Annotated in this window: 17 protein-coding genes; 7 read left to right on the top strand and 10 right to left on the bottom strand. The window is 52.1% G+C overall.

Annotated elements, in window-relative coordinates; all coding sequences use genetic code 11:
- Positions 1-300 precede the first annotated feature (300 nt).
- From ACHZA2_RS01610 to ACHZA2_RS01570, 9 genes are all read right to left on the bottom strand, one after another.
- Positions 301-1,677, bottom strand: coding sequence for a CAP domain-containing protein (locus tag ACHZA2_RS01610; protein ID WP_394698454.1), 1,377 nt, complete (start codon positions 1,675-1,677; stop codon positions 301-303).
- An 89-nt stretch (positions 1,678-1,766) separates the two neighbouring features.
- Complete coding sequence (ruvB, locus tag ACHZA2_RS01605; RefSeq protein ID WP_319578239.1) at positions 1,767-2,798, bottom strand: Holliday junction branch migration DNA helicase RuvB; 1,032 nt, start codon at positions 2,796-2,798, stop codon at positions 1,767-1,769.
- Positions 2,791-3,399, bottom strand: coding sequence for a Holliday junction branch migration protein RuvA (ruvA, locus tag ACHZA2_RS01600; RefSeq protein WP_319578238.1), 609 nt, complete (start codon positions 3,397-3,399; stop codon positions 2,791-2,793). The genes ruvB and ruvA overlap by 8 nt, the downstream gene beginning before the upstream one ends.
- A complete protein-coding gene (gene ruvC, locus ACHZA2_RS01595) occupies positions 3,396-3,881 on the bottom strand; it encodes a crossover junction endodeoxyribonuclease RuvC (RefSeq protein WP_319578237.1) in 486 nt (161 codons plus the stop codon). Before ruvC ends, ruvA begins: the two co-directional genes overlap by 4 nt.
- A 69-nt stretch (positions 3,882-3,950) precedes the next feature.
- Positions 3,951-6,128 (bottom strand): polyphosphate kinase 1, encoded by a 2,178-nt coding sequence (ppk1, locus tag ACHZA2_RS01590; protein ID WP_319578236.1) that lies wholly within the window; start codon positions 6,126-6,128, stop codon positions 3,951-3,953.
- A gap of 56 nt (positions 6,129-6,184) precedes the next feature.
- Positions 6,185-6,766, bottom strand: a complete 582-nt coding sequence (locus tag ACHZA2_RS01585) for a hypothetical protein (protein ID WP_394698452.1) — start codon at positions 6,764-6,766, stop codon at positions 6,185-6,187.
- A 77-nt stretch (positions 6,767-6,843) separates the two neighbouring features.
- On the bottom strand, positions 6,844-7,875 hold the full coding sequence (locus ACHZA2_RS01580; RefSeq protein WP_319578234.1) for a hypothetical protein: 1,032 nt from the start codon (positions 7,873-7,875) through the stop codon (positions 6,844-6,846).
- Positions 7,772-8,587 carry an endonuclease III domain-containing protein gene (locus tag ACHZA2_RS01575; protein WP_319578233.1) on the bottom strand — a complete coding sequence of 272 codons (816 nt, stop codon included), beginning with the start codon at positions 8,585-8,587 and terminating at the stop codon, positions 7,772-7,774. The genes ACHZA2_RS01580 and ACHZA2_RS01575 overlap by 104 nt, the downstream gene beginning before the upstream one ends.
- Positions 8,560-8,796: a hypothetical protein gene (locus tag ACHZA2_RS01570; RefSeq protein WP_319578232.1), complete on the bottom strand. Its 237-nt coding sequence runs from the start codon at positions 8,794-8,796 to the stop codon at positions 8,560-8,562. The genes ACHZA2_RS01575 and ACHZA2_RS01570 overlap by 28 nt, the downstream gene beginning before the upstream one ends.
- A 181-nt stretch (positions 8,797-8,977) precedes the next feature.
- Between ACHZA2_RS01570 and ACHZA2_RS01565 the strand changes: the two genes are divergently transcribed.
- Positions 8,978-9,730, top strand: coding sequence for a coenzyme F420-0:L-glutamate ligase (locus ACHZA2_RS01565; RefSeq protein ID WP_319578231.1), 753 nt, complete (start codon positions 8,978-8,980; stop codon positions 9,728-9,730).
- Here the strand turns inward: ACHZA2_RS01565 and ACHZA2_RS01560 are convergent.
- Positions 9,727-9,888 carry a preprotein translocase subunit Sec61beta gene (locus tag ACHZA2_RS01560; protein ID WP_319540531.1) on the bottom strand — a complete coding sequence of 54 codons (162 nt, stop codon included), beginning with the start codon at positions 9,886-9,888 and terminating at the stop codon, positions 9,727-9,729. The two genes, ACHZA2_RS01565 and ACHZA2_RS01560, sit on opposite strands and share 4 nt — an antisense overlap.
- 52 nt (positions 9,889-9,940) lie before the next feature.
- Here ACHZA2_RS01560 and ACHZA2_RS01555 point away from each other — a divergent pair, with 52 nt between their 5' ends.
- The 6 genes from ACHZA2_RS01555 to ACHZA2_RS01530 all read left to right on the top strand — a co-directional run bounded on the left by ACHZA2_RS01555 (position 9,941) and on the right by ACHZA2_RS01530 (position 16,132).
- On the top strand, positions 9,941-11,020 hold the full coding sequence (locus tag ACHZA2_RS01555) for an amidohydrolase family protein (RefSeq protein ID WP_319578230.1): 1,080 nt from the start codon (positions 9,941-9,943) through the stop codon (positions 11,018-11,020).
- Complete coding sequence (locus ACHZA2_RS01550; protein ID WP_319540533.1) at positions 11,013-11,441, top strand: universal stress protein; 429 nt, start codon at positions 11,013-11,015, stop codon at positions 11,439-11,441. The genes ACHZA2_RS01555 and ACHZA2_RS01550 overlap by 8 nt, the downstream gene beginning before the upstream one ends.
- Positions 11,442-11,467: 26 nt before the next feature.
- Positions 11,468-12,304 (top strand): CBS domain-containing protein, encoded by an 837-nt coding sequence (locus tag ACHZA2_RS01545; protein WP_319578229.1) that lies wholly within the window; start codon positions 11,468-11,470, stop codon positions 12,302-12,304.
- A 94-nt stretch (positions 12,305-12,398) separates the two neighbouring features.
- Positions 12,399-13,028: an archaeal proteasome endopeptidase complex subunit beta gene (psmB, locus tag ACHZA2_RS01540; protein ID WP_319540535.1), complete on the top strand. Its 630-nt coding sequence runs from the start codon at positions 12,399-12,401 to the stop codon at positions 13,026-13,028.
- A 43-nt stretch (positions 13,029-13,071) separates the two neighbouring features.
- The gene (locus ACHZA2_RS01535; protein WP_319578228.1) at positions 13,072-14,961 is read left to right on the top strand and encodes a beta-CASP ribonuclease aCPSF1; all 1,890 of its coding nucleotides are present in this window, start codon (positions 13,072-13,074) and stop codon (positions 14,959-14,961) included.
- 13 nt (positions 14,962-14,974) lie between these two features.
- Positions 14,975-16,132, top strand: a complete 1,158-nt coding sequence (locus ACHZA2_RS01530) for an MFS transporter (protein ID WP_319578227.1) — start codon at positions 14,975-14,977, stop codon at positions 16,130-16,132.
- Position 16,133 lies beyond the last annotated feature (1 nt).

Genomic DNA, 16,133 nt, shown 5'->3' with positions numbered 1-16,133 from the left:
TCAGCCATGATATCAGATACCTGAAGCAGCACTGCAGAAAATTGAGTACCCCTGTCTGCTGCAGATAATAATGCAGGGATGACGCCAGGTGAAATACCGGTGTAATCCTGGTGTCCGGCCGGGTTAATCCCTGCATGGGTAGATATGTGATCGATCTGGATCTCACGTCTGCTATAGGCTCATCATAGAACCATATAACCCTTTCAATTTATGGCCCGGTTATCAGAGTGGGATGTGACTGTTCTGCCCGAAAGACTGAACAGAGGAAAAAGAGGTAATCAAAAGATATTTCACAGATATTCAATAGAAGTTCTGGGTTGCATAGAAGAACTCGCCGTCATATGCAACTCCTACACCGATTCGATCGATACCGGTGTTGACCAGGTTCTGATTATGTTCTGGGCTATTTATCCATTCAATCATCATCACGTCAGCGACCTGTTGCGGATCGCTCGGGTCCACAAATCCTGAGTATCCTTTGCCTATGATATTACCCTTCGCGATCTTTACGATATTCTCTGCAATACCGGTTCTCACGCTTCCATCCGAGAGCCTCTTGGTGGTCTCGTACTTTGCCTCCTGTGCCCGTCCGGTCGGGTTCACTCCCTCCGGTGTTTCATGTGCAAAGTAGTTGCGGGCTGCCATGTCGGTGCTGTGGGACTGTGCAATTGATGCGAGTTTTGGGTCATAGTTCAGGGCGGACAGGTCCCTGTACTCCCTGTATTTATTGGTCTTTTCTGTGATGTACCCGGCTACCTGATCGAGAAATGCCTGGGTAACCGGAGGATTCTGCGGTGTGATCGTGATCGGTGTTCCAAGAACTGCGGTATTCCCCTCTTCATCTGCCTCTAAGACCATGTGGGTGAAGTCGATGACCGCACCGAGATAGTACTCGCCCGGTGTGATATCGTGAGGGATCAGATTTGTACTTGATCCAGGTTCTGACATTCCCGGGTATGCCTGGTAGAAGATGACATCCCAGAGTTTCTGATCAGACGGGTCCACTTCAGGATCTTTGGAGAGGTAAAAACCAAGACGGAAGGTTCCTGCACTCCCTTTTCCGATGTTGGAGACTGTGTAGTTGATAGTGAGCGGGTAGTCCGGTGTTATCTCAGTGGCTGATACACTGTCAAGTGAGACGTGGAGATCGGGCAGATCTGACTGTGACGGTTCTACCGCACGTTTCACCTCGACAGGAGCAGCCGAGATGTACTCGTTATTGCTCAGGTTCCGATCAACTGTGACAGTCGAGATGGTTGCCATGAGATTGTACTCTCCAGGCGTGATTCCACCAGGAAGATCCACGGTGAATGGGACCCTGTCGTTGTAAAAGGCAGGAATCTCTTCGGCGGTCTTCTGATGTATCCATATTGGAATGGCACCAGTGGCATTCGGTACCAGGTAATAGTCAATCCTGACCTGGTCGGCTGCAGCGGGCCCCGGGTTCACCACACCGATTGCGGCTGAGAACGGAGATCCCATCTCTGCCTCCCGTGGGGTGATGCTGGCTATGATGGCAAGGTCTGCAGTGTTCAGCAGATCTGCATGGACAGCACCTGCTGAACTGTTCAGGATCGTCGAGTTATTAATTATCGGGGATTCTGCCATGCTGAACCCGACAAGGAACAGGAGCAGAAGGAAAGAACTTATGAGATGGAGAGATTTCATCGTGATCATCGGCTTCCAGTCCGGTACTGGTACGATATGAAGACCAGTAAGCCTTCTGGTCACGTGCAGCATGATCGCTGGAGACCTGCCTGAGGTCCTCACCTGATGAAATCGTTGAGTGATGAGTTTGTGGTGCCTGGGAGTTCTGATCCGGTCAGGTGATTGATTGCGGCCGGTGTGGTCTCCCTCCCCTGGGGTGTACGCTTGAGAAATCCGATCCTGATCAGAAACGGCTCATACACATCCTCTATTGTTCTGGTCTCTTCGCCAACCGAGATGGCAATCGTCTTCAGTCCCACCGGTCCGCCCTGGAAGTCCCGTGCAATAACCTGGAGGATCCTGCGATCGAGTTCGTCAAGCCCGAGCCGATCGATACCAAGTGAGGTGAGTGCCAGATCTGCGATCTGATCATCGACCGACCCGTCTCCCCTCACGATGGCATAGTCATAGACCCTTCTGAGAAGGCGGTTTGCTATCCTTGGGGTTCCGCGGCTTCGCCTTGCTATCTCGTCAGCTCCTTCCGGTGTTATCGGGATCTTCAGGATAGAGGCACTCCGGGTCACGATCGTTGCGAGATCTACAGGATCATAGAGATCCAGCCTGAAGATGAGACCAAACCGATCTCTAAATGGCGAACTGAGCAGGCCGATCCTGGTGGTTGCTCCGACAAGTGTGAATCGTTCAAGCGGCAGCCGTATTGAGCGGGCAGATGGCCCTTCCCCGATCATGACATCGATCGCATAATCCTCCATCGCGGGATAGAGGATCTCTTCGACGATCGGGCTGAGCCGATGGATCTCGTCGATGAAGAGGAGATCCCTCTGTTTCAGGGGCGTAAGCATTGCAGCCAGGTCGCCCGGTCGCTCTATCACCGGGCCGGTCGTGGCCTCAATGGCAGAACCCATCTCCCGTGCAATGATATGGGCAAGGGTGGTCTTGCCAAGCCCCGGAGGACCTGAAAAGAGAACATGATCGAGTGGCTGCCCACGAAGCTTTGCAGACTCGATGGCGATTGCCAGATTTTCCTTTACCTGTTTCTGCCCGATGAACTCTTCGAGAAGCGACGGGCGGACCGTCTTCTCCTCCTTGTCCTCGTCCAGAATAGCTGGCTTAAGAACCTGCTCACTCATTCTTCTCTCCCTTCTCCTTCAGGATCCTGAGGGCTTCTCTGACGATCCCTGCAGCGGATCCGTCGTGTGCTGATGACTCGACCTTTCCGACGGTGGCAGCTGCCTCCCCCTGTCCGTATCCGAGTGCCATCAGCCCAAGAACAGCATCAGCAGAGGCGGTGCCTCCTCCTTCAGATCCCGGAGTTCCGATATCTGCTGCAAGGGCGGCTGCCTTCTTTTTGAGCTCAAGCACGATCCGCTCTGCTCCTGTCTTCCCGACACCGGGCACTGTGGCAAGCAGGCGTGAGTCACCTGCAAGTACAGCACCTGCAACCTGGTCCGGTCTCAATCGTGAAAGGATCGCGGTTGCAAGCTGGGGTCCGACCCGTGAGACTGATGTCAGCATCCTGAAGACCTTCAGTTCTGCTGCGGTCTGAAATCCATACAGCAGGATTGCATCCTGTCTGACCACCATCTCAGTATGAATCACCGCCTCTTTTGATCCCTTGAGTGCTGCAGCCGATGGTTCGGGAACCCTGACCCGGTAACCCACCCCTGCAGCCTCGATGATCACATAATCATCACCGGCATCGACGACCTGACCCCTGAGCCGTGCTATCATCGTCGTCCCCGCGAGCAGTTGATATGGCAGAGTGCAAGTGAGAGGCCATCGGCAGCATCATCGGGTCTTGGGATCTCGGGAAGTCTGAGCAACCGTGTGATCATCTCCTGCATCTGTCTCTTGTCAGCAGACCCTGACCCGGTTATCGCGACCTTCACCTGGTTTGGTGTATACTCGGTCACCGGGATGTCATGATGCACTGCAGCTAGGATGATAACTCCCCGTGCCTCACTCACCTGGAGAGCACTGGTTGTATTCCTGGCAAAAAAGAGACGCTCTATTGCCATGCTCTCCGGGCTGAACCGTTCGATCAGATCAACAACACCCTTGTAGATGAGTCCAAGCCGTATCGGCGAATCGCCGTCTGATTTACTCGTCTTCACACAGCCCCATTCATCAGCACCAGGAGTCTGCCGATCATCAGAGATGATCCCGTATCCCATGGTTGCATATCCTGGATCTATTCCAAGTACGGTTACCATGAATCTCTCATCCTGGTATTCTGAACCTGACTGTGATTCTTCCCCGTACTTTCGGTCCGGATTATATGATCAGATGCCATTACGTCCGATACTCATATCTTCAGGCTCATCAGCAATCTGCTGGTTCCAGAATCCGCGATGCTTGAGGAACCACTCCTGTGCATTGACCGGCTCGTCACCGTTTGCCGGTTTCCTTGGATGGTATATTCCGTCCGAACCAAGAATACGTGCCTTGGCTGTGTCACGCATGTGGATCGGGAGGATCTCTGTTATGATCTCCTGCTTGATACCCGGGTCAAGGATTGGATACAGCACCTCGACCCTGCGGTTCAGGTTCCTGGGCATCAGGTCAGAGCTGCCCATCAGCAGAATCTCGTCTCCGCCATTGTGGAAGTAATAGATTCGCGAGTGCTCAAGGAACCGTCCTACGATGGTGCTTACTGAAATATTTTCAGATAACCCTTTTATTCCAGGCCTCAGGCAGCAGATCCCCCTGACCTGTAGTTCTACCTTAACCCCTGCAATGGATGCACGGTAGAGGGCCTGAATCATCTCTTCATCCTGAATGGCATTGAGTTTCAGGATGATATGGCCATCCTTGTACTCACGCTGCCGTTTGATCTCCCGTTCGATGAGCGAGATGATGCCCCGCCTGATGTATTTTGGCGATACCAGCAGGTGGTTGTATGCCATGTATCTCGAGTATCCGGTCAGGGAGTTGAAGAGGTTCGACACATCAGATGCGATCTCCGGGTTTGCCGTGAAGAGCCCGATATCGGTGTAAATCCTGGCAGTGGATGCGTTGTAGTTGCCAGAACTCATATGGACGTACCTGACGATCCCGTCACGCTCCCTCCGCACAACCAGACAGAGTTTGGAGTGGACTTTAAGCCCCATGATCCCGAATACGACATGGACTCCGGCGTGCTCAAGTGCTTTGGCCCAACCGATGTTGTTCTCCTCGTCAAATCGTGCCTTAAGTTCTACAACCACCGATACAGCCTTCCCCATCTCTCTTGCATCGAGAAGTGCTCTGACGATCGGAGAACGGGTTCCTGTTCTGTACAGGGTCATCTTGATAGCAAGTACATCAGGATCCTTTGCAGCCTGGTTGAGGAAGTTTATCACGGGCTGAAAACTCTCGTAGGGATGGAAGAGCATCACATCACGGGATTTGATCGTGCTGAAGATGGCCTTCTCATTCTCCAGGATCTTCGGGATACTCGGAACAAACGGGGGATCCTTGAGATCAGGCCGGTCAAGATCAAGCATACACATGAGGTCAGCCATCCCGATGGGACCTGCAATCCGGTAGAACATATGTGGGTGTTTGACCAGTTTCTCACCCATCATCCCACAGACCGCCTGGTCCATCCAGGATGAGACCTCGATCCGTGAAGGGATGCCGACCCACCGTCTCCCGACTGACTCCTCAACAGCGGTCAGGAGATCGTCAGCTTCATCCTCTTCTATCTCGATGTCAGCATCGCGGGTAACCCTGAACGGGTATGCAGCCCTGACCTCAAGACCGGGGAAGAGGAGGTCAAGGTTTGCAGATATCACATCCTCAAGGAATACGAGTTCAATGCCTCCCGGCGTTTTTGGTCCGCTCTCATCGTCAGGGATCTTCAGCAGGCGGGGGAAGAGTTTGTTTGGGATCTTGATCCTGGCAAAGAGGTCCTCTTCACCCCCACGCTCTCTGACAATGATAGCAAGATTGAGTGCCAGGTTTGAGATAAACGGGAAGGGGTGCGATTTGTCAAAAGCCAGGGGGGTGAGAACCGGGAATATCTCCTTTATGAAGTATGTCCTGAGTGATCTCTTCTGCCTCTCATCAAGTGTCTCGTAGGTGTGGATGATGACCCCCTGATCCCGGAGAGCAGGAATGATCTCGTCATGCCAGATGGCTACCTGCTCTTCAAGCAGCGGGAAGAGGTCCTCGTAGATCTTGTCAAGGAGCCGTGCAGGAGTGAGCCCGTCTGGAGGGGATTTGAGCACACCTTCATCAAGCTGACGGTGCAGACCTGAAACCCTGATCATAAAGAACTCGTCCAGGTTGTTTGAGAATATGGCAAGGAACTTGACTCGTTCAAGCAGGGGATGAGCCGGATCCTTTGCCTCGTCAAGCACATGCCGGTTGAACTGGAGCCAGGATAACTCCCGGTTGATGTAGCAGGAAGGGTCCATCAGGATACTATCACTGTCAAGGCTCTTTCCTTCGGCTAAAAGAGACTCATCCCGATTCATTATCAGGATATAAGAGGGCTATTGGTGATAATTCTTGTGATAATAAAATATTGAGATCAGAGATCTTGGGGAGTATCGACCTTGCTCTCGTAATGGAAATCTTTCTGAATAGTCCTGATGTATCCGTTCGCACTGGTATGGTCCTTGAGTGTTATCTCTGATGATACGTTTGAGTCATTGCCCCGTGCCTCCATCAGGTGTGCCCCGATGTCGATGCTGACACCACCAAGAGCATACTCATTGAGCAATGGATCACCCGAGGGTGTCGAACTCTGGACATCTGTATCCTCATTCGGGTGTCCGGTTCCGCTGTACATTCCCTGGTTATCAACTGCTGCACTTTCTTCGTCTGCAGATTCTGCACCTGCTGTTTCATCTGTCTGATTGAACCCCCCGGTCTGGTTCAGGAGTTCGTCAGAGAAAGGGGAACTCAGATTCACAATTCTATCTGCTGTTGTATTGGTCGTATTCAAAGAGAGATTCAGGGAAACATTCTGGCCCTGGGTCGAGGTATTTCCGTCAGCAGATGAACCACCAATCACTACAGCACCAGCGATGCCGAGGATCAGGAGGGAGATGAGTATTGAACGGGTATCCATGATATCACACAAGACCTTGAGACACAGGTCGCTGATCACACGTTGGCAGGCACCGTATGAAGATTTTGTGGTGATAGCCAAGTCAGGCGCCTCAATCAGAGAGACCTGATCATGGTTCAGGGAAGAAGGTCATAGGCGGGGTCAAGGTCACGGAGCACTACCAACGAGTAATATCTAAAGAAGGTTATCAACGGGACAAGAAGGAAGAGTGAGATGAGGATCATTGCCCCGGTTCCGGCTCCGAGTGTGATTATTCCTATAGGATTCTGCATGGGTGTAAGGCCGGACCCAACTGATGCTACTGCACCCAGAAGTCCGAGCGGGATGCTGATCAAAAAGATAATGACTCCAAGAATCATCCCTGAGATAAAAATGAGCAGGATCTTCAGACCTGTGTATATTCCTGCATCCATCCATCTCCCTGAGAATAGTCCGATCATCCTCTTCCAACCTGCAAAAATCCCGCAGTCATCAACGATCATCACCGGAACAACGAAGTCAGCGGTCAGGATCGCCATGATCCAGACCGGGATGAGCACTATAAGCAACGCGAGCAGGGTCTCGATGATCAGGATCATGAACCTGGTAAGATCAAAACGCCCGGTCTGCATCCCGGGAACAAGGATCATGAGAGTTAGGATAATCATGGAGATGAGAATTATCAGAAGGAGGAAGATGTAAAACCCGACAAGCCTGATCCCCTTTCCCCATCTGATATTGAGTGTCCTCGTGAGCAGGATGGTGTTCGTGGAGAGGCAGTCCACAAAGATGAACTGGAGGAGAGAACTGATCACCACATAGATAACTCCTGCCACAAACAGTCCGGCAGCGAGTGTCATCATCAGATTTGCGTATTCAGTGATCGCCTCCGGCCCGGGCATGCCGACTGGAACGCCGGCAAGTGTCGTGTCTGTTCTGAGTGGGTTGACAACAACCCCACCGAGAAAGAGGGCTATGATTACAAGGCGTATCCAGACTCCTGTCCTGGGAGGCCAGAGCAGGGTTCTTGTCCGGTTCAGTGCCTCATCGATAGCAGAGGTGACATCATGCCCCATGACTACTCCTGCATATGTTTCTGCTTTGAATGTTCCCAGTCTTCCTGGTTTTAGGATTGTCTGGTGCGTTGTATCTACACCGGAGCCGATCATCTATCTTCATCAGCGGGCAGGAACTGCACAATGGCCTGGTCTTGCAGACTACGTTTCCCAGGTACACGATCTGGGCGTGAAAATCGTTGAAGAGAGCAGTGTCGGGCTTCAGCCTTGTAGTGAAGAACTCCTGCATCTGCTGGTATGAAGCATCTGCAGCAAACCATCCGATCCTGGAACCGATCCTTTTCGTGTATGCATCAACAACGAAGATTGGCTTTTCACATGCATACAGAAGGATGGAGTCGACAGTCTCAGGTCCGAACCCTTTGAGATCAAGCAAGAGACTGCGTATAGTTCCGGTATCATGCCTGTCCATCAGGGTCCTGTCGCTGTTATACTGGACAACGAAGAATCTGGCAAATACCTGCAGACGTTCTGCTTTCTGATTGTAATATCGTGAGGATCTGATCAGCGGTGCGATAATTTCCTTGGAGGTTGTCAGGATCTGGTTTGGGTCAAGAAGTCCTGCGTCTTTCAGGGCCTGTACCGCCTGCGAAGCCCCGGTCCACGAGACGTTCTGGGTAAGAATGGCACCGACGATCGTCTCAAACCACCCGTCAGCAGGCCACCAGCCCCGGTTACCAAACGAGGTGAGCAGGGCATTGTAGTATGTAAGGAGATCCTCTCCTGTTATCTCCGGCTCTTCAGCTCTGCTCTCCATATTCACACGCTGTAGCAGGTCTATGACCAGCCTGACTGCCTCTCCCATGCTGCAAACCGCTGGCGCAGCATCAGAAGTTCCTCTTCGTTGAGATCCTTTCCATGCCGTCTTGCAAATATCTGTGCCAGTTGTTCAGCGATATTCTCTGCTACCGCCCGTTCGCGGCATGTAACATAAACCCTGGTATCGGCAATGGTGGTTGTCACACCACACACCGGACAGAGCATATGGTGCCGGTAATCTGGCGCTGTCATCATGTGTGAGCATCCTCCGCACCGGATAACCAGATACATGGTCTGAACCTTAGATCTGCGACTCCAGATGAATCTTCCGGATACCCCCTGATGGCGTTTCGGGAATACCTTGTTTGTTGTGAAGGGTGGGAACCAAATTGATATATGAGATCACTGCTGCACCCCTTATGAACAGGCGTAATCTATGGAATCTTCAATTTCGGTAACCGGCCTTCGCGGGCTCCCCCTAATACAAAAAGGGGACGATATTGCAGCACTTATCTGCAACGCTGTCACACTGCAAGATGGCGATATACTCTGCATTGCCACCACGATCGTCTCGAAGGCAAACGGGTACTCACGACTTTTGGACGAGGTCACTCCTGGTGAACAGGCATGCTCCATCGCATCGGTAACCGGCGAGGATCCCAGGTTTCTGCAGGTTGTACTTGACCAGGCCGCAGATGTTGTGATCGAGACACCGTTTACCCTGACCGCTCTTCCCTGCGGGCATGTGGGTGTCAGATCGGGTGTTGATGCAAGCAATGTTGACCATGGCTATGCAGTCTACCTCCCTCCTGATCCGATGGCAGAAGCTTCACAACTTGCAGACCGGATTCAAGAAATATCAGGAGCATCGTGCAGGGTTATCTTGACCGATACATGCGGGCGTGCATTCAGGCGTGGCCAAACGGGTCATGCTATCGGATGGAGTGGGATGCCTGCAATCAGAGACTTCAGGGGTGACACCGATCTCTTCGGAAAGGTCCTTGAGATAACAGAAGAAGCGGTGATCGACGAGATAGCCGGTTTCTCCAACTTCGTGATGGGCGAGAGTAACAATGGAGTTCCGGTAGTACTGTTCAGGGGCTGCCCTACATGGACAGGCCATGATGATATCTACTTCACAAAACAAGAGGACATCATCAGACGATCGCTCCAAAAAGAAGGATGTTAGAATTTGATCAGGTTAGCAGCGAAGATGATAACCGCAATACCAACTGCTGCACCGAGGACTATGTAGGGGCTGATGTGGACTGCCCGCCGGTCTTCACTGTCGTAATAATTGACGAGACCGGCAGAAGATATAAGTCTTCCACCCGATTTCTTTGCCATATGTATCATTCAACTGCTGATTATTTAAAAGCAGGTTCAGGAGTCTGCATTCATGGATGAGAGATCTTACAGCGGGATGGCATTTCTTGGTGACCCGCTTATTCCCTCTCCGGTAACCATCGTGGTCAGAGATGGTATTATCGCGAAGATAGAGGATGAGTCGAATGTACCTAGCCGGTGGATCTGTCCGGCATTCTTTAATGCACATACACATCTTGCCGACACGGTCGCCATGGACATCACCTGCACCGGGGATCTTGAGTCCCTTGTCACCCCACCCCATGGGCTTAAGCACCGGATCCTTGCAGAGAGTTCACCAGAGCTCCTGACCATCGCGATGAGAAGTTCGGTCACGTCAATGATCCAGGGCGGTACTGCAGGATTTGCAGACTTCAGGGAGGGTGGGGCTGCGGGGGTGTCTATCCTGCAGAATGCATGCAGAGACCTTCCATGCCGGCCTGTCATCCTGGGACGGGAAGGTGGCGAGGCAGTAAGCGACGGTGCCGGCATAAGTAGTGCCCGTGACATCAGTTCATATGCTGAAGTTGTCAGCAGGATGAAACGGGATGGAAGACTGGTTGCCTTCCATGCCGGTGAGAAGGACAGCAGCGATATTGATGCTGCCCTGGCATGTGAACCCGATCTCCTCATTCATGGAACCCATGCGGCACCTCACCAGATCAGGGCGATTGCCGATGCAGGAATACCTGTAGTAATCTGTCCGCGGTCCAACTTTCTCCTTGGTGTTACATGTTCGGCAGATCACCCGCCGGTCCGCGAGATGCTAGAGCAGGGAGTTCGTGTCCTTATCGGGACGGATAATGCCATGTTTGTCCAACCAGACATTATGCAGGAGATTTCGTTTGCTCATACGGTCTACAGGATCCCCCCTGCAGAGCTCCTTGGCTCTGCCACAGCCGGTCTTGAAGCAGCGGGAGTAAATCACTCAATCCGGGAAGGAAATCCTGCAAATTTCAATATTTTGGATATTTCAGATTCCAATCTGCAATTCTCCCATGATCCTGTTGCCAGTGTGGTAAAACGGTCTCCTGTTGACCGGATCTGCGCAAGGGTTTTTTATATAGAATCGAAATTAATTGAACAGCCTTTAGGAGGGGGACCACATGTATAAGACGATTCTCGTTGCAATTGACGGATCTGCGGTTAGTGAACAGGCGTTCGAAGCTGCCGTAGAGCAGGCACACGCCTGGAAAGGAAACCTGCATGCGGTTTACGTCGTGGAGACCGGCCTGTTCACCGATATCCCGGTGGACAGCAAGCTTGAAGTGATGTACAGCCTGCTTGAGCAGGAGGGATCCGGAGCCCTTGACCGGGTCAAAGAGATTGCGAAGAAGAAGAATATCGAGGTGGAGACCCACTTTGAACAGGGTCACGCAGGCGACACGATCATTTCCACAGCCCAGAAGCTGAATGCAGATCTGATCGTGATGGGTTCACATGGGAAGAGTAATGTTGACCGTCTTCTGCTTGGCAGTGTGAGTTCATTTGTGGTAGAGCACAGTGTTGTCTCTGTCCTGGTGGTGAGATCATAGCCACGGCTCAACTGGTATCTGACTACATGACGACCGACGTCGTCACTGTGGAAATTCCAGGAAACCGTGACGATGTTCTCAAAATTTTAAAACGTACAGGCATCAGCGGAGTCCCGGTTCTCAAGGAAGGAAGACTGGTCGGGATCATAACCAGAAAAGATCTCCTCCATAAACCTGAAGAGAACCAGCTCGCCCTGCTGATGACCCCAAGTCCACTCACCATCCAGGCCGAGGCAACCATCTTTGTGGCTGCAAGGATGATGACCGAACACAACATCCGCCGTCTTCCTGTCGTGGATTCGGCTGGAGAACTGATCGGTCTTATCAGTGTTGCCGATCTGGTGCTTGCAATCGCCAGGATGAAGATCGAAGAAGAGATCAAGGATCGCCTGACAAGCCATACCTTTGCACTCTGGGAAGAGACTCCTCTGCCGCTGGTTGGCAGAATCATGGAGATATCCGGGTTTGAAGCCATCCCTATCCTGAATAAGGAGAGCAAACTGCAGGGGATCATATCAGAGCGTGACCTTATCAGGTGTGCAATGATCGAGGACTCTGTTGAGACCTCTGATCTCTCCACTACCGGGACTGATGATGATGAATGGACATGGGAGAGCATCAGAGATGTTCACCATGTCAGTTATGGTATCTCCCGTGTTCAGCTCCCAAGCCGTCCGGTCAAGTCAGCGATGGTTACAAGTGTGGTAATGGTCCCGCCAAATGCTGAGGTCAGCGAGTGTGCCCTCAAGATGAAACGGGCCCGTGTTGACCAGCTCCCTGTCGTGAACGGGGACAACCGGCTCAAGAGCGTTCTCTTTGATCGGGATCTCATTAAGGTCCTTCTTGATGAGAAATACCAATAACAATCTTTAAATTATTGCAGGATGCTCTTAGCATAGGCATTTTTGCACCCTGCAATCCTTCTGCACTGCGTTTATATTATTCCTGGTGTTTGCTATGGCAGAACAGAATGAAACAATGAAAGGAACAACCACCGTCGGCATTGTATTTGAAGACGGGATAGTGCTCGCCAGCGAAAGGCGGGCAACGATGGGTTTTTTGATCTCAAATAAAACAGCTAAAAAGATCTACCAGATTGGCTCTCGGATCGGTCTTACCACTGCCGGTGGTGTCGGTGATGCCCAGCAACTTGCCAAACTGATGACGGTAGAGGCAAACCTTTACGAGATTCGCCGTGGCAAAGCCATGTCTGTCAGTGCTGTATCAACGCTCCTCTCAAACATCCTGCATGGCAACCGGTATTATCCATACTATGTGCAACTTCTGATTGGTGGCGTTGATGAAACCGGTCCGGTCCTCTTCTCTGTTGATGCCGTTGGTGGCTCTTCACGCGAAGACAAGATCGTTGCCACTGGTTCGGGATCTCCAATGGCATACGGAGTACTAGAAGATAGATTCAAACCTGCCATGACCGAGAAGGAAGCATCCGAACTGGCGGTCCGTGCACTGCGGTCTGCAATCAAGCGTGATGCAGGTTCAGGAGAGAGTATGGCTGTTGTGGTCATCACGAAAGAAGCGTATCGTGAATTATCTGATACTGAAGTTACCCAGTTAATACCAAATTAAATATCCATTTTCAATTTTTTACTGCTTTTTTAGGACGGTTGTAATGTTAATCGAGGAACGACTCAAGGAACTGCACGAGAAGATCAAGCGAAAGGTACCAAAAGGTATCACAGTTGCATCGGTAGAGTTTGAAGGGCCTGAACTGGTCATCTATACAGATGATCCCAAGAGTTTTGCTGACCAGGACGATCTGATCAAGATCCTGGCTAGGGAACTTCGCAAACGCATCGTGGTTCGTCCGACGATCCTGGAGGATCCTGAGCGGGCAGTCACCGCGATCAAAGAGGTCGTCGGGGAGAACGCAGGTATCACTGACATATTTTTTGAACAGGATTCCGGCGAGGTACTCATCGAGGCCGAAAAGCCTGGTGTTGTCATCGGCAAGAACGGGGCAACGCTCAGGGATATCACCAAGGAGATCGGGTGGACTCCCAAGGTTGTGCGGACACCGCCGATCGAGTCATCTACCGTCAAGCAGGTCAGGCAGTACCTCCGTGCAGCCCACCAGGAGCGTAAAGAACTGCTCCGCAGAATCGGGCGGCGTATCCACCGTGATGTCACCGCCAAGGACCAGTGGATCAGGGTCACGACCCTCGGCTGCTGCCGTGAGGTTGGCCGTGCTGCTTTTCTTCTCACAACTCCTGAAAGCCGTATCCTCATCGATTGTGGTGAGAATCCCGGGAATTCGACCTCAACGCCATATCTCTATGTCCCAGAGATCCACCCGCTCACCCAGCTGGACGCGGTCGTGCTTACCCATGCCCACCTTGATCACTGTGCATACATCCCTCTGCTCTACAAGTACGGATATACCGGGCCTGTCTACTCGACTCCGCCGACCCGTGATCTCGCGGCAATGCTCCAGCTCGATTACCTTGAGGTGATGAACAAGGAAGGTAACACCATCCCTTACTCCTCAAACGAGGTCAAGGAGTACATCAAGCACTCGATCGTCATCAACTACGGCTGTGTGACTGACATTGCCCCTGATATCAAACTCACTTTCCACAATGCAGGACATATTCTCGGCTCTGCAATAGCTCACTTCCATATTGGAGATGGTCTCTACAATGTCGCATTCACCGGCGATCTCCACTATGGTAAGAGCAGGCTCTTCAACGCTGCAACCAACCACTTCCCGAGGCTTGAGGCCCTGCTTATGGAGTCAACTTACGGTGGTGCAGGCGACATGCAGCCTCCCCGTGCAGAGGCTGAGGAAAAACTCTACAACATTCTCCGCGACGTGATCGGGCGTGGCGGTAAGGTCATCATCCCTGCCTTCTCGGTCGGTCGTTCTCAGGAGGTCATGCTTGCTATTGAGGAGGGACTCAGACTTGAGAAACTCCCGAAGATGAAGGTCTATCTGGACGGTATGATCAAGGAAGCGACCGCCATCCACACAACCTATCCCGAGTATCTGAACTCAGACCTTCGGAATTTGATCTTCAAAGAAGGACTCAACCCGTTCCTTTCAGAGTGCTTTGAACAGGTTGATTCACCTGATAAGAGGGAGAAGGTCATCACCGGCGATCCCTGTGTGATCATCACCACTAGCGGTATGCTCAACGGCGGTCCGGTCATGGAGTACCTGCGCAACCTTGGTGCTGACGAACGGAGTGCCCTCGTCTTTGTCGGATACCAGGCAGACGGGACACTTGGACGGCGTATCCAGAAAGGCTGGCGTGAGATCCCTGTTGGCAATCGTGAAACTCTGGTCATCAACCTCGAATGCTTCACCGTCGACGGGTTCTCAGGTCATTCTGACCGCAGGCAGCTGATGAACTTTGTCTCCCATATGCAACCGAAACCAGAGAAGATCTTCACCATTCACGGGGAAGAGAGCAAGACCCTCGACCTTGCAAGCTCGATCTACAAGAAGTACCATATACAGACCATGGCACCGATGAACCTGGAAACCTATCGCCTGGTCTGATCAGAGTGATCAGATGAGCCGATCAAATCTCTTTTTATTCAGCATCTTTTTTGGCATTGCCTCCCTGATGGCACTGTCAAACGCGATCATACCGATCCTGCCTAGTCTTGATGGAGCCCTGCAGATCCAGGCGTTCATCTATTCTGCCTACTTCTTTGGTGCGATGATCACCACCCTTCCCGGTGGTATCCTCAGCGACCGTATCGGCCAGTTCAGGGTCATCTCTGCAGGTATGATCCTGACCGTTATATCCGGAACCTTCCTTGCATTCGTCACCGACCCGGAACTGATCCTGCTCATCAGGCTCATTGAAGGGATCGGGGCCGGGTTGTTTGTCTCTGCATCCCTCTCCTGGATAAACTACCAGCAGGGACATGCCCGACTTTCAGGCATCTTCATGGCTCTGCTCAATCTAGGTCTCCTGCTCGGGCTGGTCGGAGGGGGCTGGATCACCGGGATGCTTGGTGATCTCACCGCAGGAATCAGGTTCTTTACGATCCTATCGGTGCTGCCGATCATAACCCTGTTGCTCTGCCTCGGCCTTGGCAGGGCGGATCCGGCAGGATCTCTTTCTCAATCACAGCAGGGTGCACAGTCCGAGTCACAGAAGGGATGGAGACCGCTCCTCAGTGAAGTCTCTGCGATGATCCGCAGGCAGGCCCCGTTATGGTTCTCGGTCATTGTGCTGCTCGGAATAACCGGGTTTGTCCAGGCCCTCTATCCAAATCTGTCAGGCCTTGCGGCAGCAGAAGTTGGAACTGCCCTAGCGGTGATGAACCTGGCGACGATCATCTCGTCGTTCGCTGCTCCATGGTTCAAAATTGAACCGGTGCTGCTGATCAGGGTATCTGCGATCCTCATGGCAATTCTGGTGCTCATCTTCATCCAATACCCGTCATCGATCTTTATCATGGGATTTGTGGCCGGCCTGGTGATGATCTCGCAGATCAGGTACCTTGCAATAGCAGAGGAGAAGCAGGGGGTTGCGATGGGACTGTACACCACCGCGAGCTACGCAGGCATGACATTCATTCCTGCCATCGGTGGGTATCTTGCCGGTCTCTTTTCGGTATCCGTTGCAGCGGCTTTGGTCGCCCTCCTCGCAGGTATTTGCGTACTCACCATCGGCTCCTGCAGTTGCAGGGGCTTTACCGGTTCTGACGAGTCATAAT

The sequence above is a fragment of the uncultured Methanospirillum sp. genome (assembly GCF_963668415.2).
Lineage (GTDB): Archaea > Halobacteriota > Methanomicrobia > Methanomicrobiales > Methanospirillaceae > Methanospirillum.
Note: the sequence above shows the minus strand (reverse complement) of the source record. Positions and strands in the feature narration are given on the sequence as shown.